The sequence below is a fragment of the Vibrio sp. T20 genome (assembly GCF_007858795.1).
Taxonomy (GTDB): Bacteria; Pseudomonadota; Gammaproteobacteria; order Enterobacterales; family Vibrionaceae; genus Vibrio; species Vibrio satsumensis.
Window position 1 is genome coordinate 60,134 of sequence record NZ_VFEB01000080.1, and the last position, 21,086, is coordinate 81,219.

Genomic DNA, 21,086 nt, shown 5'->3' on the forward strand with positions numbered 1-21,086 from the left:
GCTGCTACCTTTAAATTTGACATTTATATATTCAACGAGAAGGAAACATTCAATGTCTAAGATCGTTAAAGTTCTAGGTCGTGAAATCATCGATTCACGTGGTAACCCAACTGTAGAAGCTGAAGTACACCTAGAAGGCGGTTTCGTAGGTATGGCTGCTGCTCCATCTGGCGCATCTACTGGTTCTCGCGAAGCTCTTGAGCTACGTGACGGCGACAAATCACGTTTCCTAGGTAAAGGTGTTCTTAAAGCTATTGAAGCTGTAAACGGCCCAATCGCTGAAGCTCTAGTTGGTACTGACGCTAAAGCACAAGCTGACGTTGACCAAATCATGCTTGACCTAGACGGTACTGATAACAAGTCTAAGTTCGGCGCGAACGCTATCCTAGCTGTATCTCTAGCTAACGCAAAAGCTGCTGCTGCTGCGAAAGGCATGCCTCTATACGAGCACATCGCTGAGCTAAACGGTACTGCTGGTCAGTTCTCTATGCCTCTACCAATGATGAACATCATCAACGGTGGTGAGCACGCAGATAACAACGTTGACATCCAAGAGTTCATGATCCAACCAGTTGGCGCTAAGACTCTTAAAGAAGGTCTACGTATCGGCGCTGAAGTATTCCACAACCTAGCTAAAGTTCTTAAGTCTAAAGGCTACAGCACTGCAGTTGGTGATGAAGGTGGTTTCGCTCCTAACCTTAAGTCTAACGCTGAAGCTCTAGAAGTTATCGCAGAAGCTGTTGCAGCTGCTGGTTACGAACTAGGTAAAGACGTTACTCTTGCTATGGACTGTGCAGCATCTGAGTTCTTCGACAAAGAAGCTGGCATCTACAACATGAAGGGCGAAGGTAAAACTTTCACTTCTGAAGAGTTCAACCACTACCTAGCTGAGCTAGCGAACAACTTCCCAATCGTTTCTATCGAAGACGGTCTTGACGAGTCAGATTGGGATGGTTTCAAGCACCAAACTGAACTTCTAGGCGACAAGCTTCAAATCGTTGGTGACGATCTGTTCGTTACAAACACTAAGATTCTTGCTGAAGGTATCGAGAAAGGCGTAGCTAACTCTATCCTTATCAAGTTCAACCAAATCGGTTCTCTAACAGAGACTCTAGCTGCTATCAAGATGGCTAAAGACGCTGGCTACACTGCAGTAATCTCTCACCGTTCTGGCGAAACTGAAGATGCAACTATCGCTGATCTAGCGGTAGGTACAGCTGCAGGTCAAATCAAAACTGGTTCTATGAGCCGTTCTGACCGTGTTGCTAAGTACAACCAACTTATCCGTATCGAAGAAGCTCTAGGTTCTAAAGCTCCTTACAACGGTCTTAAAGAAGTTAAAGGTCAATAATTCCTAGCGAATTGTTAACTTAAAGCTTTTGAAACGCTCTACTTCGGTAGGGCGTTTTTTTATGTTTGTAAAAAAATGGTAGAAATAAGCTCTAGGTTCTAAAGCTCCTCCTTTTTACAACGAAAGCGGTCTTAAAGAAGTTGAAGGTCAATAATCTCTCTGGTTTTTAAACCACAGGAATTATTAACCTAAGCTTTAAATGCCTCGCTGATGCGGGGCATTTTTTTGTCTGTAGGAAAGTGAGGCAAAGAGGACCTAGATTCTAAAACTCCTCCTTTTTACAACGAAAGCGGCCTTAAAGAAGTTAAAGGTCAATAATTCACTTTGAATTATTAGCTTAAAGCTTTTGAAACGCTCTACTTCGGTAGGGCGTTTTTTTTGCCTGTAAAAAAGTGAGGTGAAGAACCTCTAGGCTCTAAAGCTATCTTTTTGATACCGAAAGTTCGTCATTCCCTAGACTAACGAAGAAAGGAGTAGGGAACTTCATTGTTACCACTCACTATTCTGTCCAATAATTCCCTGACTTCTTAATTCCCTGACACCGCATATCTCGCACCAATAAGCTCATTATGGTATATATGTGCCTTATTCTAGTTCCTTCTTTTTCAACCGGCGAAAGGTGTTATGCGAATTTTTGCTTTAGTACTGCTCATAGTGTTTGGCTGGCTACAACACACACTGTGGCTCGGTAAAAATGGTATCTCTGATTACTACGGTGTGAACAACGAAATCCAAGTTCAACAACAAGTAAACGAAAAGCTACATATTCGAAATGCAGAAATGTTTGCTGAAATTGACGATCTACGCCAAGGCTTAGACGCGATAGAAGAACGCGCACGTCATGAGCTTGGTATGGTCAAAGAAGGCGAAACGTTTTATCGCATCATTGGTGAGGAATCCCATTAATGTCGACTCAACTTCAAAGCGTGATTGCCGTTGTACCTGCAGCAGGCGTCGGTAGCCGAATGAGGGCTGATCGCCCTAAGCAATATCTTAAAATTCACGGCAAAACGATTTTAGAGCACACCCTCGAGAAATTACTGTCTCACCCACAAGTCGCTCAAATTGTCGTTGCGATCAGCGATGATGACCCATACTACCCTGAACTAGCACTCAATCAGAATCCACAAGTGATCAGAGTGTCTGGCGGAAGCGAGCGAGCGGACTCTGTGCTCTCTGCGCTAAACTATATCGCTGAGCAGCAACTTGGTGATTGGGTAATGGTTCACGATGCGGCAAGGCCTTGTGTTCAGCTAAGTGATATCGACAAGCTAATTTCTGGTGCGATGAGCCATGATGTGGGCGCTATTTTAGCGGCTCCAGTTCGTGACACCATGAAGCGAGGTTCCCAGGGGCAGATCGAGCATACCGTTGAGCGAGCCGATTTATGGCATGCTCTTACGCCGCAAATGTTCAGAGCAAAGCCTCTGTGGAATGCATTAAGTGAGGCGTTGCACCAAGGCGCTTCGATTACTGATGAAGCCTCAGCCTTCGAATGGAAAGGTTTATCGCCCGCTATAGTGGCAGGGCGCTCAGATAATTTTAAGATTACTCAGCCTGAAGATTTAGCGCTTGCTGAGTTCTATTTAAGTCAGAATAAGGAATAATGATGATTCGTATTGGCCATGGCTTTGATGTACATAAGTTTGGTGGTGAAGGCCCAGTAATTATTGGTGGTGTAAGCATCCCTTACGAGCAAGGTCTTATTGCACACTCAGACGGTGATGTTGCCCTTCATGCGTTGTGTGACGCTTTATTAGGTGCGATTGCTGCGGGTGATATTGGTCGTCATTTCCCAGATACTGACGACGAATGGAAAGGTGCAGATAGCCGTGAACTGCTGAAAGATGTTTATCGTCGAGTAAAAGAGCAAGGTTACGTGATTGGTAATGCTGATATTACTATCATGGCGCAAGCTCCAAAGATGGCGCCTCATATAGACTCTATGTGCCAAGCTATTTCTCAAGACTTAGAAACCAGCATTAGCAATGTGAATGTAAAAGCGACGACCACTGAGCGTTTAGGTTTTACAGGTCGCAAAGAGGGCATCGCATGTGAAGCGGTGGTCCTAATTACTAAAAGTGCGTAAGCACCAACACGAAAAGAACAGCATGTCAGATATTTTATCTTCATTGGCTTATCTAAACGGTAAACCAACTGCGAAAGCAAAACTAAAAGCAAAAGCCGAACACTTTGTCGTTAATGAAGACTTGGGTTTTGAGTTTACTGGTGAAGGCGAGCACCTAATGGTTCGTATTCGTAAAACTGGTGAAAACACGAGCTTCGTGGCAAACGAGCTGGCTAAAGCTTGCGGTGTTAAGTCGAAGGACGTGAGCTGGGCAGGTTTAAAAGACCGTCACGCGGTTACTGAGCAGTGGTTGAGTGTACACCTACCAAAAGGTGAGCCTGACTTTTCAGCTTTTTTAGCACAGTACCCAAGCATTGAGATCTTGGCGACAGCACGTCACAACAAAAAGTTACGTCCGGGTGATTTAGTTGGCAACCAATTCGAGCTGACTTTGTCTGAAGTAACAGATTGTGATGATGTCGTAAAACGTTTGGAAAAAGTCGCTCAAGTCGGCGTGCCAAATTATTTCGGTGCTCAGCGTTTTGGTAATGAAGGTAACAACTTATCTGAAGCTCGTCGTTGGGGCCGTGATAACGTTCGTACTCGTAACCAGAATAAGCGCAGCTTGTACCTTTCTTCGGCTCGCTCGTGGATTTACAACCTGATCCTGTCAGACCGTATTGAGCAAGATGCGTTTGCATCGGCATTGGTTGGCGATATTGTCATGAAAGACGGCGCTCAACTAGCGGTAACAGCGGACAATATTGAAGCAGTAAACCAAGACATCGCGAATGGCGCAGCATTGGTTACTGTTGCTTTGGCTGGTGATAATGCCTTACCAACAACAAATGAGTCTCAAGCGTTAGAGCAAAAACATCTTGATTCTGAACCTGACCTAATGGCGCTGATTCGCGGTAACCGCATGCGCCATGACCGTCGTGAAGCATCGTTAAAACCAACGGGTCTAACTTGGGAAGTGAACGAAGATAATGTCACTCTTAAGTTCTCTCTAGACGCAGGTTGTTTCGCAACCGCTATCGTTCGTGAGTTGGTTGAAGAAGTACACGTAGAGAGAACCTACGAGCAATAACGATTCTGCTTGGAGCTGGGTCACTTGATATTGGAATTTAAGTGACTTGGCTTAGCATGGAAACAAAAGAAAGGATACAAGATGAAGATTTTACTCAGCAATGATGATGGTGTGCACGCTCAAGGTATTCATGAGCTGGCAAATGAGCTACGTGATCTTGCTGAAGTTATCATTGTTGCCCCTGACCGTAATCGCTCGGGTGCGTCAAATTCATTAACTTTAGAACAGCCTCTGCGTGTTCAAGAGATTGCTGAAAATACCTATTCGGTACAAGGAACACCGACTGACTGTGTGCATTTTGCGTTAAACGAACTGCTAAAGAATGATATGCCGGATCTGGTGTTAACGGGTATTAATCACGGTGCTAACCTTGGTGATGACGTGCTTTATTCAGGCACGGTAGCAGCAGCAATGGAAGGGCACTTTCTAGGCGTTCAATCGGTAGCGTTTTCTCTGGTGGGAAAAAAACATTTTAAGACAGCGGCAACGATTGCTCGTCGTATTGTCGAACAACATTTAGCAAACCCAATCCCGACCAATCGTTTGTTGAACGTGAACGTTCCTGATTTAGCCTTAGAACAACTGTCAGGTACTCAGGTGACACGCCTAGGTGCTCGTCATCACGCTGAAGATATGATCAAGCAAAAAGACCCGCGTGGTCACGATATCTATTGGCTAGGCCCTCCGGGCAAAGAGCAAGATGCCGGTGAAGGTACCGATTTTTACGCGATTGAGCATGGTTTTGTATCGGTAACACCGTTACAAGTTGATCTAACGGCGCATGAGTCGCTGGGTGCGATGGCAACATGGTTAGGGGAGAAGTAAGTGAGTAATCCGCAAGCTGAGCGTTTAATTACTTTTCTGATTGAAAATGGTATTCAGGATCAAAAGGTTCTTGATGCGATCTACCAACTGCCGAGAGAGAGTTTTTTATCACAGGCGATGTATCACCAAGCCTATGATAATAATGCGCTGCCTATCGGTCAGGGTCAGACAATCTCACAGCCGTACATTGTTGCTAAAATGACAGAGCTACTTGAATTACAACAAGATAGCTGTGTCTTGGAGATCGGAACGGGTTCTGGTTACCAAACTGCGGTATTGGCTCAACTTGTTGATCATGTTTATTCGGTTGAAAGAATAAAGTCGCTACAATGGGATGCAAAACGTAGGTTGAAGCAACTCGATTTCTACAATATCTCAACTAAACACGGTGATGGTTGGCAAGGTTGGTCTTCAAAAGCCCCTTTTGATGCGATTATTGTCACCGCCGCTGCAGAGTCGATTCCTCAAGCGCTTCTGCAACAGCTGAAAGATGGTGGTCGTTTACTGATTCCAGTTGGTGATGACGAACAGCAACTATTGAAGATCGTTCGACACGGCGATGAGTTTTTATCGAGTGTTATCGAGATGGTGAGATTTGTACCTCTTGTTCCTGGTGAGCTAGCTTAATAAAAGACTAATGGTGTAGGTGGATAGAGAGTCGATGCGTTCGAAGTTGTTAAAAGGAAGTACTTTACTGCTTAGCTGTGCCCTTGTTGGGTGTGCAGCGAATTCGCCTGCGCCCGTTTCAAGCCTAAACAAGAATTACTCATCGATTGATCGTGGTAGTTATCGTGGCAGTTACTATGAAGTTAAAAAAGGCGACACCCTTTACTTCATTGCTTATGTCACCAATAAAGACGTTAAAGACCTCATCGGTTATAACAAGTTGTCTGCTCCTTACACTATCCACCCAGGGCAGAAGCTTAAGTTGTGGCGTCCTAGCTATAATGCGCCAGCGTATGGTAAGTCAACGGTAGCGGCAGCAGCAGTTGCAGCGCCTGTCGCCGCATCCACAACGTCATCTGCGGCAAGTAAACCGAAAACCACACCACAAAAGAGCAAAAACTCTAAACCGGCTCCAGCTCAAACTACCACCAAAGTGGTGAAAAAAGATCCACCAAAGAAGGTTGAACAATCCAAATCAAAGGAGTATGTTGGGTCTAAAGGTAAACAGAATGTTACACCGTCCACCAAACCAACAAGTGATAAAGTATCCAAATGGTTATGGCCAACTAAAGGGAGAGTAATCAAGAATTTCTCTGTAGGCGAACAAGGAAATAAAGGCATAGACATAGCAGGACAGCGAGGTCAGCCAATAGTATCTACTGCAGGGGGAACGGTTGTTTATTCGGGTAATGCATTACGAGGCTACGGCAATCTAGTGATTGTGAAGCACAATGATAATTACTTAAGTGCATACGCGCATAACGACCGACTATTAGTATCTGAAGGGCAAAGTGTGAAACCAGGGCAGAAGATTGCAACAATGGGAAGCTCTGGAGCCAGCAGTGTTAGGCTGCACTTTGAGATTCGTTACCAAGGTAAATCTGTTAATCCAAAACGATATTTACCTTAAATACAATATGCAAAAATTACGTATTGTATGGAGTGACATAGTCATTTAGCGACATATGAAGTTGTAATGTCATGCTAATTTCGCCAGGGGGAGGCGTTATGAGTATAAGCAATGCAGTAACCAAAGAAGAGTTCGATCTTGACCAAGCAACCACGGAACCGGAAGCTCTTGGAAAAGCAAAACGAACAGCTACTAAGAAAACCGAAGCAAAAGAAGAAGTTGAAGTTACGTCTAAAAGTTTAGATGCCACTCAACTCTACTTAGGCGAAATTGGTTTCTCACCACTACTAACCGCAGAAGAAGAAGTGCTATACGCACGTCGAGCTCTACGCGGTGATGAAGCAGCACGTAAACGCATGATCGAAAGTAACCTGCGTTTAGTGGTAAAAATTTCACGTCGTTATAGCAACCGTGGCCTTGCACTTCTCGATCTAATCGAAGAAGGCAACCTAGGTTTGATTCGCGCCGTAGAGAAGTTTGATCCAGAGCGTGGCTTCCGCTTCTCAACTTACGCGACATGGTGGATTCGTCAAACCATTGAACGTGCGTTAATGAATCAGACTCGCACTATCCGTTTGCCAATCCATGTTGTGAAAGAGCTGAACATCTACCTACGTACTGCAAGAGAGCTATCACAAAAGCTTGACCATGAACCAACGGCAGAAGAAATTGCTTCTAAGCTAGATAAACCTGTTGGTGATGTGAGCAAGATGCTTCGTCTAAACGAACGAGTGAGCTCTGTTGATACGCCAATTGGTGGTGACGGTGAGAAAGCGCTGTTGGATATTATTCCAGACATCAATAATTCAGATCCTGAGGTTTCAACTCAAGATAGCGATATCAAGAACTCGTTAATTTTCTGGCTTGATGAGCTGAACCCGAAACAGAAAGAGGTGCTTGCGCGTCGATTTGGACTTTTGGGTTATGAACCGTCAACATTAGAAGAGGTGGGCCGCGAAATCAGCCTGACTCGTGAACGTGTTCGTCAAATCCAAGTTGAAGGTCTTCGCCGTCTGCGTGAGATTCTTATCAAGCAAGGTCTGAATATGGAAAACCTGTTCAACGTAGAAAACGACTAATTGAACGGATGATGCTTCTCTAAATAGAAGAAAAATAAAAACGCTGACTTTAAGTCAGCGTTTTTTGTTTGTGGCTTTGGTATTTCATACCGTCTAATCAAAATAGCAGTACGGCAAGAACAAACTACTTGGTAAGAAACTAAAGCAGCTTCTTCAAGCGGTAAAGTTCTTCTAATGCTTGGCGAGGAGTTAGATCATCAGGATCAACATTCGCAAGTGCTTGTTCTACTTCGCTTGGTTCAGGGATCAGACTTAGTTGGTTTGCAATATCAACGCCGCTTGGCTTCGATGTCGGAGACTCAAGACTCAATGCTTCGAGCTGTGTTAGCTTCGCGCGAGCGTTCTTGATCACCGCTTTTGGTACACCAGCCAATCCTGCAACCGCTAGGCCGTAAGATTTACTTGCTGCACCTTCTTGAACTGCGTGCATAAAGGCAATGCTGTCACCATGCTCAACCGCATCTAGGTGTACGTTTGCTAGCGTTGGAAGTTGGTTTGGTAACTCGGTTAGCTCAAAGTAATGCGTTGCAAACAGTGTCATCGCGTTGATTTGATTAGCTAACCATTCTGCACTTGCCCAAGCTAATGACAAACCATCGTAAGTACTGGTACCACGACCGATTTCATCCATTAGCACAAGGCTGTTTGGTGTTGCGTTATGCAGGATATTGGCAGTTTCTGTCATCTCAACCATGAAGGTTGAACGGCCAGAAGCCAGATCATCCGATGCGCCAATACGCGTAAAGATACGGTCGATAGAGCCGATGGTCGCGCTTTCTGCAGGAACATAACAACCGATATGAGCCATCAATGCGATGAGTGCCGTTTGGCGCATATAGGTCGATTTACCACCCATATTTGGACCTGTGATGATCAGCATCTTACGTTGATCATTAAGGTCGATAGGGTTAGCAATAAAGGGTTCGTCCATCACTTGTTCAACAACAGGGTGACGACCTGCTTGGATCTGCACACCTGCAGCTTCTGTCATGGTTGGACGACAGTAATCCAGCGTATCTGCACGCTCAGCCAAGTTTTGTAGAACATCAAGCTGAGATACTGAAGAGGCGATGTTTTGTAGGCGCTCTAGATACGGCAGTAGTAAGTCAAACAACTCTTCCCACAGCTGTTTCTCGATAGCGAGTGCTTTCGACTTAGAGTTAAGCACTTTGTCTTCGTGCTCTTTTAGCTCGGGAATGATGTAACGCTCAGCGTTTTTCAGCGTTTGACGGCGAACATAATGTGGCGGCACTAGGTGGCTTTGTCCGCGGCTCACTTGAATGAAGAAACCGTGTACGTTGTTGTAACCAACTTTTAGAGTGTCGATACCATGACGTTCACGCTCTTCTTGCTCAAGCTTATCCAGAAACTCAGTTGCACCTGCTGCAAGGTCACGCCATTCATCTAGCTCGGTATTATAGCCTTCTGCGATCACACCACCGTCACGGATAACCACCGGTGGGTTCTCTTTGATCGCTCGCTCGAGTAGTTCAGAAACTTCGTCCACAGGAGAAGCATATTGAGCAAGTTGAGTTAGGTACGGGTGCTTAAGTTGCGTTAGCGTTTCAGCAAGCTCTGGCAAGTATTCCATTGCTTGGCGAAGTCGTGCCATATCGCGAGGGCGAGCAGAACGAAGTGCAAGACGAGCAAGAATACGCTCGATATCACCAATTTGCTTTAAGGTTGGCTGTAGCTCTGTGAATAGAGCCAAATCTTTCATCTCACCAATCGCATCTAGGCGCTGATCGAGCGCAGAGATATTGCGCATTGGTTGATGTAACCAACGCTTAAGCATACGGCTACCCATTGCTGTTGCGGTGTGATCAAGTACTTCGGCAAGGGTGTTATCAGTACCACCACCAAGATTTTGCGTGATCTCTAGATTGCGGCGAGTCGCTGCATCGAGGATCACAGAGTGATCTTGTTTATCCATCGTCAGTGAACGGATATGTGGAAGGGCTGTACGTTGAGTATCTTTTACGTATTGGATCAAACAACCAGCCGCACATAGACCCAGTTTTGCGCTTTCTACGCCAAAGCCTACCAGATCACGAGTACCAAATTGCTTATTTAATTGCTGCTTAGCAGTGTCTAATTCAAATTCCCATACAGGGCGACGGCGATTGCCATTACGGCTTGCCATTAGATTTACTGGCTCGAAATCTTCAGGGAACAGTAGCTCACGTGGTGAGGTTCTCTGCAGTTCTGCTGCCATTGCTTCTTCCGTTTCTGGTTCGCAAAGTTGGAATCGACCGGAGGTAATATCAAGTGTCGCGTAACCAAATTTACCGTTGTGGTGGTAAATGGCTGCAATTAGGTTATCAACGCGCTCAGAAAGTAATGCTTCATCGGTCACGGTACCGGGTGTAACGATACGTACAACAGCACGCTCAACAGGGCCTTTTGAAAGTGCTGGATTACCAATCTGTTCACAAATTGCTACGGATTCACCAAGTTGTACTAACTTTGCAAGGTACCCTTCAACGGCATGGTAAGGAACACCCGCCATAGGAATAGGCTCACCATTTGATGAGCCACGTTTAGTCAGTGAAATATCGAGGAGTTGAGAAGCTTTTTTAGCATCATCATAGAAAAGCTCGTAGAAATCGCCCATGCGGTAGAACAGCAGAATTTCTGGGTTTTCTGCTTTCAGTTTTAGGTACTGCTGCATCATGGGAGTATGTTTTTGATCGGCTTTCACAGTTAACTTCTTTCGTTTATTTCTATTGCGGCTTAGGATACGTGAAAGCGTTTCGTGCGAAAAGCGGCTGATGCGAAAAGATGCGAATCCAAATGATATGACAGTAAATAAAGGGAAGTTGATGATGCAGATGACTCAAGACCTTAGTGAACAGCTTGGACATTTACTCGCTAAACACAAACAAGTGTTAGTGACGGCTGAATCTTGTACTGGCGGAGGTGTTGCGAGTGCAGTCACCGATATTGCGGGCAGCTCTGGGTGGTTTGATCGCGCTTTTGTTACGTACAGCAATGAAGCCAAGCAAGAGATGATAGGTGTACAGCTTAAAACCTTAATTGAGTTCGGCGCTGTGAGTGAGCCTGTCGTAATAGAAATGGCGAGCGGGGCATTGCAACATTCAAATGGGACGCTCTCTGTATCAATCAGTGGCATTGCTGGCCCAGGTGGCGCGACCGAAGATAAGCCTGTTGGTACGGTATGCTTCGCGTGGAAAGCGCTAAATGGCTGGGATAAAGTAGAAACGCATGTATTTACAGGCGACAGATCACAAGTACGCCAACAAGCTACGCACCATGCCCTGCAAGTTATTTATGATTACCTATCAATGGAAGGTAAGTAACATTTGCACAAATTATTTTCATACAGGTATAGACACTGTATGAATCAACAGTATAATGAAAGTCAATTAGTCACCCCTATGTGGGTTAGAAATAGATTCTAGATCGCTTGTTGAGACAACCGATTATGTGGAGATAGAAATGGACGAGAATAAACAAAAAGCGTTAGCCGCAGCCCTTGGTCAGATTGAAAAGCAATTTGGTAAAGGTTCTATCATGCGTCTTGGTGATAACCGCACAATGGACGTAGAAACTATTTCTACAGGTTCTCTATCTCTAGATATCGCACTAGGTGCTGGTGGCCTACCGATGGGACGTATCGTAGAAGTTTACGGTCCAGAATCATCAGGTAAAACAACGCTAACGCTTGAGCTTATTGCTGCAGCACAGAAAGTGGGCAAAACGTGTGCATTCGTTGATGCGGAACACGCACTAGACCCTATCTATGCTCAAAAGCTTGGTGTTGATATCGATGCACTTCTTGTTTCTCAACCAGATACTGGTGAGCAAGCGCTTGAAATCTGTGATGCACTGGCTCGTTCAGGTGCAATCGACGTTCTTGTTATTGACTCAGTTGCAGCACTAACACCAAAAGCAGAAATCGAAGGCGAAATGGGCGACAGCCACATGGGTCTTCAGGCTCGTATGCTTTCTCAAGCGATGCGTAAGCTGACGGGTAACCTAAAGCAGTCTAACTGTATGGCTATCTTCATCAACCAAATCCGTATGAAAATTGGTGTGATGTTCGGTAACCCAGAAACAACAACTGGTGGTAACGCGCTTAAGTTCTACGCATCTGTTCGTCTTGATATCCGCCGTACTGGTGCGATCAAAGATGGTGATGAGGTTGTTGGTAACGAAACCCGTATCAAGGTTGTTAAGAACAAGATTGCTGCACCGTTTAAACAAGCTGAAACTCAAATCCTATATGGCAAAGGCTTCAACCGTGAAGGTGAGCTTATCGATTTAGGCGTTAAGAACAAGCTGGTAGAAAAAGCGGGCGCTTGGTACAGCTACAAGGGCGACAAGATCGGCCAAGGTAAAGCTAACGCTGGTAAATACCTGCGTGAAAACCCAGAGGTTGCTCTAGAGATCGATACTAAGCTTCGTGAATTGCTACTGACTCCTGCTGTTCTTGAAGAGAAAGACGTAGAGAAAGAAGAAGAAAACGAAGAGCTATAAGCTGACGTTTTACAGAGTAGATGTTTGAAAGAAGCATCTGCTTTGAAAGAATTTAAAGCCTCGCATATTTTATGCGGGGCTTTTTTATTGATTCAGCTCCGTAGAGCATGTCTTTGGTCAACTCTCTTTCGTTGAGTGAGTTTCTTAGTTACTAGGTCGTCAATTTAGTTCTGCTTTTCCGCGGCTAGATATAGTGGAATATTCTTCATTTTATCGAATTCCCACTAAAATCCTGCCCAAGGGTGTCTTTTCTACAAGAAAACTAGTCGAAGCCTTAACCATGATCTACAATACGGCAAAATTCTAACTCGACTATTTTCAGGAAGAGCTGCATGTACATGAGCACTGATGAGGTTCGCAACGCGTTCCTTAAGTTCTTTGAGAGCAAAGAACACCAAATCGTAGACAGTTCATCGTTAGTTCCACATAACGATCCAACCCTGCTATTCACTAACGCAGGTATGAACCAATTCAAAGATTGCTTCTTAGGCGCCGAAAAACGTGCCTACACTCGAGCAACTACGGCTCAGCGTTGTGTACGTGCGGGTGGTAAACACAATGACCTTGAAAACGTAGGTTTCACGGCTCGTCACCACACGTTCTTCGAAATGCTAGGCAACTTCAGCTTTGGTGACTACTTCAAAGAAGAAGCGATTGGTTTTGCTTGGGAATTCCTGACTGAAACTCTTCAACTGCCAAAAGACCGTCTGTTGGTAACGGTATACGAGACAGATGATGAAGCATTCGATATCTGGAACAAGAAAGTAGGTGTACCTGCTGATCGTATCGTTCGCATTGGCGACAAAGAAGGCGGCAAACAGTTCGAGTCTGATAATTTCTGGACGATGGGTGACACAGGTCCTTGTGGTCCATGTACTGAAATCTTCTACGATCACGGTGAGCACATCTGGGGCGGCCGTCCTGGTACACCTGAAGAAGATGGTGACCGCTTCATCGAGATCTGGAACAACGTATTCATGCAGTTCAACCGTCACGCTGACGGCACAATGGAACCGCTACCTAAGCCTGCTGTAGATACAGGTATGGGTATTGAGCGTATTTCTGCAATCATGCAGGGCGTTCACTCTAACTACGAAATTGATGTATTCCAAAAGCTAATCAAAGCGACAGCGGAAGTTGTGGGTCATGACGACCTATCTAACCAATCGCTACGCGTTATTGCTGACCATATCCGTTCTTGTTCATTCCTAATCGCTGACGGCGTTATGCCTTCAAACGAAGGTCGTGGCTACGTTCTACGTCGTATTATTCGTCGTGCAGTTCGTCACGGTAACAAGCTTGGCGCACAAGGCGTGTTCTTCCACAAACTTGTGGGTGTATTGGCTGAAGTGATGGGCTCTGCGGCAGATGAACTTAAGAAACAACAAGAGCTTGTTGAAAAAGTACTTCGCATTGAAGAAGAGAACTTCGGTCGTACTCTAGAGCGCGGCATGGTTATTCTTAATGACGCACTAGACGCACTTGAAGGCAAAGAGCTTGACGGCGAAACAGTTTTCAAACTTTACGACACATACGGTTTCCCAGCTGACCTTACTAACGATGTAGCACGTGAACGCGACTTTACTATCGATGAAGAAGGCTTTGAGAAGGCGATGGAAGCACAGCGTAAGCGTGCTCGTGAAGCTGGTCAATTCGGCACTGATTACAACGCAACGATCAAAGTAGACACTAACACCGAGTTCTGTGGTTACACAGCTACTGAAGGTGCTGGTGAAATCTCTGCGCTATTTGTTGATGGTGAAGAAGTCTCTTCACTATCGGCTGGCGACAAAGCAATCATTATTCTTGAAGAGACACCATTCTACGCTGAGTCAGGCGGTCAATGTGGTGATGCTGGTACACTAAAAACAGCTTCGGGTCTTTTCAAAGTACAAGATACTCAGAAGCTAGGTAACGCATTTGCGCACCACGGTGAGCTAGTTGAAGGTGTATTTGCTAAGGGCGATAAAGTAGAAGCAACGGTTGACGCTGAGCGTCGTGCTGCTATCTCACTAAACCACTCTGCAACTCACTTGCTTCACTCTGCACTGCGCGAAGTTTTAGGTGAGCACGTTGCTCAGAAAGGTTCTTTAGTTAAGCCTGACAATCTACGTTTTGACTTCTCTAACCTTGAAGCGGTAACACCGGTACAGATTAAAGAAGTAGAGCGCTTGGTTAACGCACAAGTTCGTAAGAACCACGTGATTGAAACCAACATCATGGATATCGAGTCAGCGAAAGAAAAAGGTGCAATGGCACTGTTTGGCGAAAAGTACGATGATGAAGTTCGCGTTCTATCTATGGGCGATTTCTCTACTGAGCTTTGTGGTGGTATCCACGCAAGCAACACGGGTGATATCGGCCTGTTCAAGATCACTTCTGAAGGTGGTATTGCTGCGGGTATTCGTCGTATTGAAGCGGTAACGGGTGAAGCTGCTCTAGATGCAGTAGAAGCTCAGGTTAACGCTTACGAAGAGAAACTTACTGAATCCGCTAAGAAAGCGAAATCGCTAGAGAAAGAAATCCAACTGCTTAAAGAAAAGATGGCTGCTGCAGAAAGCGCAAACATCATGGGCAAAGTAGAAGAGATCTCTGGTACTAAAGTTTTGGTTGCTGCAATTGAAGGCGCAGACAACAAGAACCTACGTACTATGGTTGATAACGCTAAAAACCAAGTAGGTAGCGGCATCATCCTGATCGCAAACGTAGCAGACGGTAAAGTTGGCTTGATTGCTGGTGTAACCAAAGACCTAATCGGCAAAGTAAAAGCGGGTGACCTCGTTAAGATGGTTGCTGAGCAAGTTGGCGGTAAAGGCGGTGGTCGTCCAGATATGGCTCAAGCGGGCGGTACAGACGTTGAAGCACTGCCAGAAGCGCTTAAATCTGTGCGTACTTGGCTAGAAGAGCGTCTTTAAGCTTAAGTAATTGATACAAAGATGCCCAATCAGTTGATTGGGCATCTTTTATTTTGCCTATTGGAAGCGTGTTTAAACAAGGTTTGATTGAGATTAACCAAGAAGTCTAATGGTGGCGTTAGACTCCTTGGTTAATTTTTTATTGCTTCGCCCTGACGCGGAGTATGTGTTTTTTTGTCATATATAGACATTGGTCTTGGGAAGGTGAGGACGGGTGAAAATGCCTCTTATCGTGCAGAAATTTGGTGGAACGTCGGTGGGTTCAATTGAACGAATCCATCATGTAGCAGAAAAAATCATTGAAGCGAAAAATGAAGGGAACCAGATCGTGGTTGTCGTTTCTGCTATGTATGGTGAAACAAATCGGTTAGTTAACTTAGCCACACAAATTGATAGCGTACCAAACGCTAGAGAACTGGATGTGTTGTTAACGGCTGGCGAGCAAGTTTCCATGGCCTTGTTAGCAATGACGTTACACAAGTTAGGTTATGAAGCGACATCAATGACTGGCTATCAAGCCAAGATACACACTGATTCTAATCATAATAATGCAGCGATTGAGCGTATTGATACTGCTCCTATTCAAGCTCTGCTAGATGACAACCAGATTGTCATTGTTGCAGGCTTTCAAGGGTTCAATGCGAAAGGCGATATCACAACATTAGGTCGCGGTGGTTCAGATACTACAGCGGTAGCGCTTGCGGGTGCTTTGCAGGCGAAAGAATGCCAGATCTATACTGATGTTGATGGTGTTTATTCTTGTGACCCTAGAGTTGTGAAGCAATCTCAGAAATTAGATACTTTAGACTTCCCTTCTATGGAAGAGATGGCCCGCCGAGGCGCTAAGGTTTTACATCTTCCATGTGTTCAGTATGCATGGCAGCATAACGTGCCATTGCGAGTGCTTTCAAGCTTTGAACAAGGCGAGGGCACATTGATCGCAGGTAATCAGTGTTTGAATGATATTGCTGGTATCGCCATCCAAAGAGATATGGTGCGTATCGAGTGTTTGAATGAAGATTTACCGTCTTTCATTTCACATTGCCAACTGTTGGGGATCGAAGTCTGTAGTGTGATCGAGGAAACAGAACGGGCAGCACTCATTATTAAACAAGACATAAGTGCCAAATTAAAACTAGTTTTTGCTGAGAAAATCCGTAATAGTGAACAGGTTAGTTTGTTAACTGTGGTAGGAAGCCGAACACAAGAAATTGTGGTCAGTTCACATGGATTGTTGTCTGAAGGCGAAATTGATGTACAACATCACTTATTGCAGCAGCAGTCTTTAACTTTGGTGATATCACCAACGCAAGTCGATATGGCTGCTAACATATTACACAATGCATACATCGTAGCGCGTGAAACACAGGGTTATCCTAAAAAAGAAGTGCATTTTGGTTAAATAAACTCAATCGATAGTTTACGAAAATATAACTTTTGTTGGATAATGCTCTCGTAGCTAGATAAATTTAGAGATTACTCAAGGAGCAAAGAATGCTAATTTTGACTCGCCGCGTTGGCGAAACACTGATGATTGGTGATGAAGTAACAGTTACTGTACTAGGCGTTAAAGGTAACCAAGTACGTATCGGTGTTAACGCACCTAAAGAAGTATCTGTTCACCGTGAAGAGATCTACATGCGCATTCAAGCTGAAAAAGGTAATGGTAACGTTGCATCTGGCAACTACTAATACTTTTGCGTAGAGAAGAGGCTAGCATTGTTGCTAGCCTTTTTTGATCTTGGGGAATAGAAACGCTCATTGGGACATAGATAGGTTGGATAGCGGATCGGTCTCAAAGTGGTGAAGTGAATGCTTTGTGATGTTGTGAGATACAGACAAGGTTGAACAGAACTGTTGCTCTGTATTTTGTTTGGCAAAATTCAAGATTTATTAGCTTCCCCTATGGCGCAAATACGCATCCCGTAGTATTGTGCCATCAGCGGTAGCACTTGCTGCTGGAGAAATTAGATAATTGTTTTCGGCTGTTTATTATTGCCAATCTTTCACCTTAATTTTTAAGGAAAAAAGCGCGATTTGAATGTTATAAGTTCAATTTGCAAGCGCTTTGATTAAATAGCAAACGGTTGAGTGTTTTTGTCCAATTTTTTTCAATAAAGTGTTTGACATATTTTCGGTAAAACGTAATATGTGCCTCCGCAAGACGGTGAGGTGGCCGAGAGGCCGAAGGCGCTCCCCTGCTAAGGGAGTATGTGGTTTGTAGCTGCATCGAGGGTTCGAATCCCTCCCTCACCGCCATTTCTTGTGAGTCTAAAATTAGCAATTTAGACAATGTAAATGTGCGTCCTTAGCTCAGCTGGATAGAGTACCTGGCTACGAACCAGGCGGTCGGAGGTTCGAATCCTCCAGGACGCGCCATTCTCTCTTCTCTTACTTGTAAGTGATGTGAGAATAATGAATTAGGTGAGGTGGCCGAGTGGCCGAAGGCGCTCCCCTGCTAAGGGAGTATGTGGTTTGTAGCTGCATCGAGGGTTCGAATCCCTCCCTCACCGCCATTCATTACAGGCCAATGGCCTTTTTTTTTCTTCGTAGCAAGAAGAATGTGATATGTTTCACAACTTCATTCTTAATGAATGAACACCGTGCGTCCTTAGCTCAGCTGGATAGAGTACCTGGCTACGAACCAGGCGGTCGGAGGTTCGAATCCTCCAGGACGCGCCACTATTTAAGGGTCTATTGATCCTCGTATTGACTAAGTTGATACTAAAACCCGTGCGCTCTTAGCTCAGCTGGATAGAGTACCTGGCTACGAACCAGGCGGTCGGAGGTTCGAATCCTCCAGAGCGCGCCACTATTTAGGGTTTCCTTCGTGAACTCCTGATATTGCGAATACCAATATCGAAAACTGCGCGTCCTTAGCTCAGCTGGATAGAGTACCTGGCTACGAACCAGGCGGTCGGAGGTTCGAATCCTCCAGGACGCGCCACTATTTAGGGTTTCTTTGTGAACTCCTGATATTGGGAATACTGATATCGAAAACCGTGCGTCCTTAGCTCAGCTGGATAGAGTACCTGGCTACGAACCAGGCGGTCGGAGGTTCGAATCCTCCAGGACGCGCCACTATTTAGGGCTTTTTTCTTATGAGAATGAAATCCTTATATTGATACGTTGTTAGTAACAATGAATTGATATTAAAACCGTGCGCTCTTAGCTCAGCTGGATAGAGTACCTGGCTACGAACCAGGCGGTCGGAGGTTCGAATCCTCCAGAGCGCGCCACATTATTAAAAAAAGCCTCGTTTATACGAGGCTTTTTTTATGCCTGCTATATAAATGTTGATTAAATGTTAAATTTACATAACATTTAACTTGTTGTATTTTAAGTACTTCTTGAATGCTTCTTTGTTATTCCACCTTTCTCATATCATTTCTCAGAAAAGCCCCGTTTAAGTCACAGTTTAAATATCTAAAAATGACTCATTTGACAGATTTATGTGATCTGATAGGCGAATAATTAACCTTATGTGTGCGTTATCCGTAACAGAACCTTAAACAAAATTGACAAACTTTTACCAATCGAGATAATCCATGGGTCGGGATCACTATTCGCTGAAATCCTGTACGTATGTCAGGATGACGAAGAAAGGAAGCAACATGACTAATATTGGAAGCCTGCTAGGAGATGCGGCGACTCTAATGATAACGGGGATGTCCGTTGTCTTTATTTTCCTAACTATTCTAGTTTACCTCGTTCGGTTGATGTCAAAACTGGTACCAGAAGAAGTACCAGAGCCGATCGCAGCACCTAAAAAAAATAAAAAATCACAATCAACCCCTTCAGCTGTTAGTCCACAGGTAGTGGCAGCAATTTCGGCCGCGGTTCATCAATACCGTGCGTCTACTGCTAAGTAGCATTTAAAGGATTAAAAAGGAGTTTATGAGCATGTCTAAACCACTAGCTATCACAGATGTGGTACTTCGTGACGCGCACCAGTCACTATTTGCTACTCGTATGCGTATCGAAGATATGCTGCCAATTGCGGCAGAACTGGATAAAGTCGGTTACTGGTCACTTGAGACCTGGGGCGGCGCGACGTTTGATTCGTGTATCCGTTTTCTTGGCGAGGATCCATGGGAGCGTTTGCGTGAGCTGAAAAAAGCGATGCCAAACACACCAATGCAGATGCTACTGCGTGGTCAAAACCTATTGGGCTACCGTCACTACGCGGATGATGTAGTAGAAAAATTTGTTGAACGTGCCCATAAAAACGGCATGGACGTATTCCGTATTTTTGATGCGATGAATGACGTACGTAACTTTGAGAAAGCGGTGAAAGCAACGATTGATGTTGGTGGTCACGCTCAAGGTACCTTGTCTTACACAACCAGTCCGGTTCACAACTCTGATACTTGGGTTGATCTGGCTAAGCGTCTAGAAGACCTAGGTTGTCATTCACTATGTATCAAAGATATGTCAGGTTTATTAAAGCCTTATGAAGCGGAAGAGTTAATTACACGCATCAAAGCATCGTGTGATGTTCCTCTAGCGCTACATAGCCACGCGACAACCGGTCTATCGACAGCAACAGCGGTTAAAGCGGTTGAGGCGGGTATCGATATTCTAGACACGGCGATCTCTTCAATGAGCTGTACTTACGGTCACACGCCAACTGAAACGGTTGTGGCTATGTTAGAAGGTACAGAGCGTGACACGAATCTTAAGCTTGACCAAATTGAACCTATCGCGTCTTACTTCCGCGATGTACGTAAAAAGTACGCAAAATGGGAAGGCCAGCTAAAAGGCGTCGATTCTCGTATCTTGATTGCTCAGGTTCCTGGCGGCATGTTGACTAACATGGAAGGTCAGCTGAAAGAACAAGGCGCAGCCGATCGTATGGACGAGGTTCTTGAAGAGATCCCACGCGTACGTAAAGAGCTTGGTTACATTCCTTTGGTAACACCAACTTCTCAAATTGTCGGTACTCAAGCGGTTATTAACGTACTAACGGGTGAGCGCTATAAGAGCATCACGAAAGAGACTGCAGGTCTGCTGAAAGGCGAATACGGCCAAGCACCTGCGGAAGTAGATGCTGAACTGCAAGCAAAAGTTCTGGATGGTGCAGAGCCAATTACTTGTCGCCCTGCTGATTTGCTTAAGTCAGAAATGGATACGCTGACTACGGATCTTTTAGAGAAAGCGAAATCAGAAGGCATTTCTCTAGCTGAAGATACCGTTGATGATGTACTGACTTACGCACTTTTCCCACAAGTAGGTCTTAAGTTCCTTAAGAACCGTCGTAACCCAGAAGCATTTGAACCAGCACCAACGGCAGAAGTTGCGACTCCAGTAGCTGCAGCTCCAGCGCCTGCTTCTGGTGGTATCGAAAGCTACAGCGTGAAGGTTGATGGTCAAGTTTACGATGTCGAGGTTGGCCCACAAGGTGAACTAACATCTGTTGCGCCATCTGCAAAACCTGCTCAGGCTGCACCTGTAGCAGCTTCTGACGCTGAAGCGGTTCCTGCTCCATTGGCGGGTAACATCTTTAAAGTTAACGTTCAGGCGGGTGCTGAGGTTGCTGAAGGCGATGTTCTACTTATCCTAGAAGCGATGAAGATGGAAACGGAAGTTCGTGCTGCTCGTGGTGGTATCGTTCAAGAACTGAATGTTAAAGAAGGCGATGCAGTTACTGTAGGCGCTCCACTACTAAGCTTAGCGTAAGGG

Annotated in this window: 17 protein-coding genes and 8 tRNA genes; 24 read left to right on the top strand and 1 reads right to left on the bottom strand. The window is 45.0% G+C overall.

Going from position 1 to position 21,086, the window contains the following annotated elements; all coding sequences use genetic code 11:
• Positions 1-52: 52 nt before the first annotated feature.
• From eno to rpoS, 9 genes are all read left to right on the top strand, one after another.
• Positions 53-1,351, top strand: a complete 1,299-nt coding sequence (gene eno / locus FTW16_RS07685; protein ID WP_017059033.1) for a phosphopyruvate hydratase — start codon at positions 53-55, stop codon at positions 1,349-1,351.
• A 624-nt stretch (positions 1,352-1,975) separates the two neighbouring features.
• Complete coding sequence (gene ftsB / locus FTW16_RS07690; RefSeq protein WP_010435786.1) at positions 1,976-2,257, top strand: cell division protein FtsB; 282 nt, start codon at positions 1,976-1,978, stop codon at positions 2,255-2,257.
• Complete coding sequence (gene ispD / locus FTW16_RS07695) at positions 2,257-2,958, top strand: 2-C-methyl-D-erythritol 4-phosphate cytidylyltransferase (protein WP_146490605.1); 702 nt, start codon at positions 2,257-2,259, stop codon at positions 2,956-2,958. Before ftsB ends, ispD begins: the two co-directional genes overlap by 1 nt.
• 2 nt (positions 2,959-2,960) lie before the next feature.
• Complete coding sequence (gene ispF / locus FTW16_RS07700; RefSeq protein ID WP_086711987.1) at positions 2,961-3,440, top strand: 2-C-methyl-D-erythritol 2,4-cyclodiphosphate synthase; 480 nt, start codon at positions 2,961-2,963, stop codon at positions 3,438-3,440.
• A gap of 22 nt (positions 3,441-3,462) precedes the next feature.
• Complete coding sequence (truD, locus tag FTW16_RS07705; protein ID WP_146490606.1) at positions 3,463-4,509, top strand: tRNA pseudouridine(13) synthase TruD; 1,047 nt, start codon at positions 3,463-3,465, stop codon at positions 4,507-4,509.
• An 81-nt stretch (positions 4,510-4,590) separates the two neighbouring features.
• Entirely contained in the window at positions 4,591-5,334 is a 744-nt protein-coding gene (surE, locus tag FTW16_RS07710) for a 5'/3'-nucleotidase SurE (RefSeq protein WP_086711985.1), read from the top strand.
• Positions 5,335-5,961, top strand: a complete 627-nt coding sequence (locus FTW16_RS07715) for a protein-L-isoaspartate(D-aspartate) O-methyltransferase (protein ID WP_146490607.1) — start codon at positions 5,335-5,337, stop codon at positions 5,959-5,961.
• Positions 5,962-5,995: 34 nt separating this feature from the next.
• Positions 5,996-6,910, top strand: coding sequence for a murein hydrolase activator NlpD (gene nlpD, locus FTW16_RS07720; RefSeq protein ID WP_050620526.1), 915 nt, complete (start codon positions 5,996-5,998; stop codon positions 6,908-6,910).
• Between the two features lie 98 nt (positions 6,911-7,008).
• A complete protein-coding gene (gene rpoS, locus FTW16_RS07725) occupies positions 7,009-7,989 on the top strand; it encodes an RNA polymerase sigma factor RpoS (RefSeq protein ID WP_146490608.1) in 981 nt (326 codons plus the stop codon).
• A 139-nt stretch (positions 7,990-8,128) separates the two neighbouring features.
• Here rpoS and mutS read toward each other — a convergent pair whose 3' ends face one another.
• Positions 8,129-10,690: a DNA mismatch repair protein MutS gene (gene mutS, locus FTW16_RS07730; protein ID WP_146490609.1), complete on the bottom strand. Its 2,562-nt coding sequence runs from the start codon at positions 10,688-10,690 to the stop codon at positions 8,129-8,131.
• Positions 10,691-10,814: 124 nt separating this feature from the next.
• Between mutS and pncC the strand changes: the two genes are divergently transcribed.
• The 15 genes from pncC to oadA all read left to right on the top strand — a co-directional run bounded on the left by pncC (position 10,815) and on the right by oadA (position 21,083).
• Entirely contained in the window at positions 10,815-11,309 is a 495-nt protein-coding gene (gene pncC, locus FTW16_RS07735; RefSeq protein WP_146490671.1) for a nicotinamide-nucleotide amidase, read from the top strand.
• A gap of 139 nt (positions 11,310-11,448) precedes the next feature.
• Positions 11,449-12,489 carry a recombinase RecA gene (gene recA, locus FTW16_RS07740; RefSeq protein WP_017056586.1) on the top strand — a complete coding sequence of 347 codons (1,041 nt, stop codon included), beginning with the start codon at positions 11,449-11,451 and terminating at the stop codon, positions 12,487-12,489.
• Positions 12,490-12,821: 332 nt separating this feature from the next.
• A complete protein-coding gene (gene alaS, locus FTW16_RS07745) occupies positions 12,822-15,404 on the top strand; it encodes an alanine--tRNA ligase (protein WP_146490610.1) in 2,583 nt (860 codons plus the stop codon).
• Between the two features lie 220 nt (positions 15,405-15,624).
• On the top strand, positions 15,625-16,806 hold the full coding sequence (locus tag FTW16_RS07750; protein ID WP_146490672.1) for an aspartate kinase: 1,182 nt from the start codon (positions 15,625-15,627) through the stop codon (positions 16,804-16,806).
• A gap of 92 nt (positions 16,807-16,898) precedes the next feature.
• Positions 16,899-17,096, top strand: a complete 198-nt coding sequence (gene csrA, locus FTW16_RS07755) for a carbon storage regulator CsrA (protein ID WP_004415691.1) — start codon at positions 16,899-16,901, stop codon at positions 17,094-17,096.
• A gap of 474 nt (positions 17,097-17,570) precedes the next feature.
• Positions 17,571-17,663: transfer RNA gene (locus FTW16_RS07760), tRNA-Ser, on the top strand.
• A 43-nt stretch (positions 17,664-17,706) separates the two neighbouring features.
• Positions 17,707-17,783 (top strand) — tRNA-Arg (locus FTW16_RS07765).
• 44 nt (positions 17,784-17,827) lie between these two features.
• Positions 17,828-17,920: transfer RNA gene (locus FTW16_RS07770), tRNA-Ser, on the top strand.
• A gap of 89 nt (positions 17,921-18,009) precedes the next feature.
• Positions 18,010-18,086, top strand: a tRNA-Arg gene (locus tag FTW16_RS07775).
• A 53-nt stretch (positions 18,087-18,139) separates the two neighbouring features.
• Positions 18,140-18,216, top strand: a tRNA-Arg gene (locus FTW16_RS07780).
• 58 nt (positions 18,217-18,274) lie between these two features.
• Positions 18,275-18,351: transfer RNA gene (locus FTW16_RS07785), tRNA-Arg, on the top strand.
• Positions 18,352-18,408: 57 nt separating this feature from the next.
• A tRNA-Arg gene (locus FTW16_RS07790) sits at positions 18,409-18,485 on the top strand.
• A gap of 81 nt (positions 18,486-18,566) precedes the next feature.
• A tRNA-Arg gene (locus FTW16_RS07795) sits at positions 18,567-18,643 on the top strand.
• A 375-nt stretch (positions 18,644-19,018) separates the two neighbouring features.
• Positions 19,019-19,276 (top strand): oxaloacetate decarboxylase subunit gamma, encoded by a 258-nt coding sequence (locus tag FTW16_RS07800; RefSeq protein WP_146490611.1) that lies wholly within the window; start codon positions 19,019-19,021, stop codon positions 19,274-19,276.
• A 31-nt stretch (positions 19,277-19,307) separates the two neighbouring features.
• Entirely contained in the window at positions 19,308-21,083 is a 1,776-nt protein-coding gene (gene oadA / locus FTW16_RS07805; RefSeq protein ID WP_146490612.1) for a sodium-extruding oxaloacetate decarboxylase subunit alpha, read from the top strand.
• Positions 21,084-21,086 lie beyond the last annotated feature (3 nt).

Bases quoted from the DNA above. Each gene is read 5' to 3' on its own strand.
- eno (WP_017059033.1), top strand. From the start codon at position 53: ATGTCTAAGATCGTTAAAGTTCTAGGTCGTGAAATCATCGATTCACGT.
- ftsB (WP_010435786.1), top strand. From the start codon at position 1,976: ATGCGAATTTTTGCTTTAGTACTGCTCATAGTGTTTGGCTGGCTACAA.
- ispD (WP_146490605.1), top strand. From the start codon at position 2,257: ATGTCGACTCAACTTCAAAGCGTGATTGCCGTTGTACCTGCAGCAGGC.
- ispF (WP_086711987.1), top strand. From the start codon at position 2,961: ATGATTCGTATTGGCCATGGCTTTGATGTACATAAGTTTGGTGGTGAA.
- truD (WP_146490606.1), top strand. From the start codon at position 3,463: ATGTCAGATATTTTATCTTCATTGGCTTATCTAAACGGTAAACCAACT.
- surE (WP_086711985.1), top strand. From the start codon at position 4,591: ATGAAGATTTTACTCAGCAATGATGATGGTGTGCACGCTCAAGGTATT.
- nlpD (WP_050620526.1), top strand. From the start codon at position 5,996: ATGCGTTCGAAGTTGTTAAAAGGAAGTACTTTACTGCTTAGCTGTGCC.
- rpoS (WP_146490608.1), top strand. From the start codon at position 7,009: ATGAGTATAAGCAATGCAGTAACCAAAGAAGAGTTCGATCTTGACCAA.
- pncC (WP_146490671.1), top strand. From the start codon at position 10,815: ATGCAGATGACTCAAGACCTTAGTGAACAGCTTGGACATTTACTCGCT.
- recA (WP_017056586.1), top strand. From the start codon at position 11,449: ATGGACGAGAATAAACAAAAAGCGTTAGCCGCAGCCCTTGGTCAGATT.
- alaS (WP_146490610.1), top strand. From the start codon at position 12,822: ATGTACATGAGCACTGATGAGGTTCGCAACGCGTTCCTTAAGTTCTTT.
- FTW16_RS07750 (WP_146490672.1), top strand. From the start codon at position 15,625: ATGCCTCTTATCGTGCAGAAATTTGGTGGAACGTCGGTGGGTTCAATT.
- csrA (WP_004415691.1), top strand. From the start codon at position 16,899: ATGCTAATTTTGACTCGCCGCGTTGGCGAAACACTGATGATTGGTGAT.
- FTW16_RS07800 (WP_146490611.1), top strand. From the start codon at position 19,019: ATGACTAATATTGGAAGCCTGCTAGGAGATGCGGCGACTCTAATGATA.
- oadA (WP_146490612.1), top strand. From the start codon at position 19,308: ATGTCTAAACCACTAGCTATCACAGATGTGGTACTTCGTGACGCGCAC.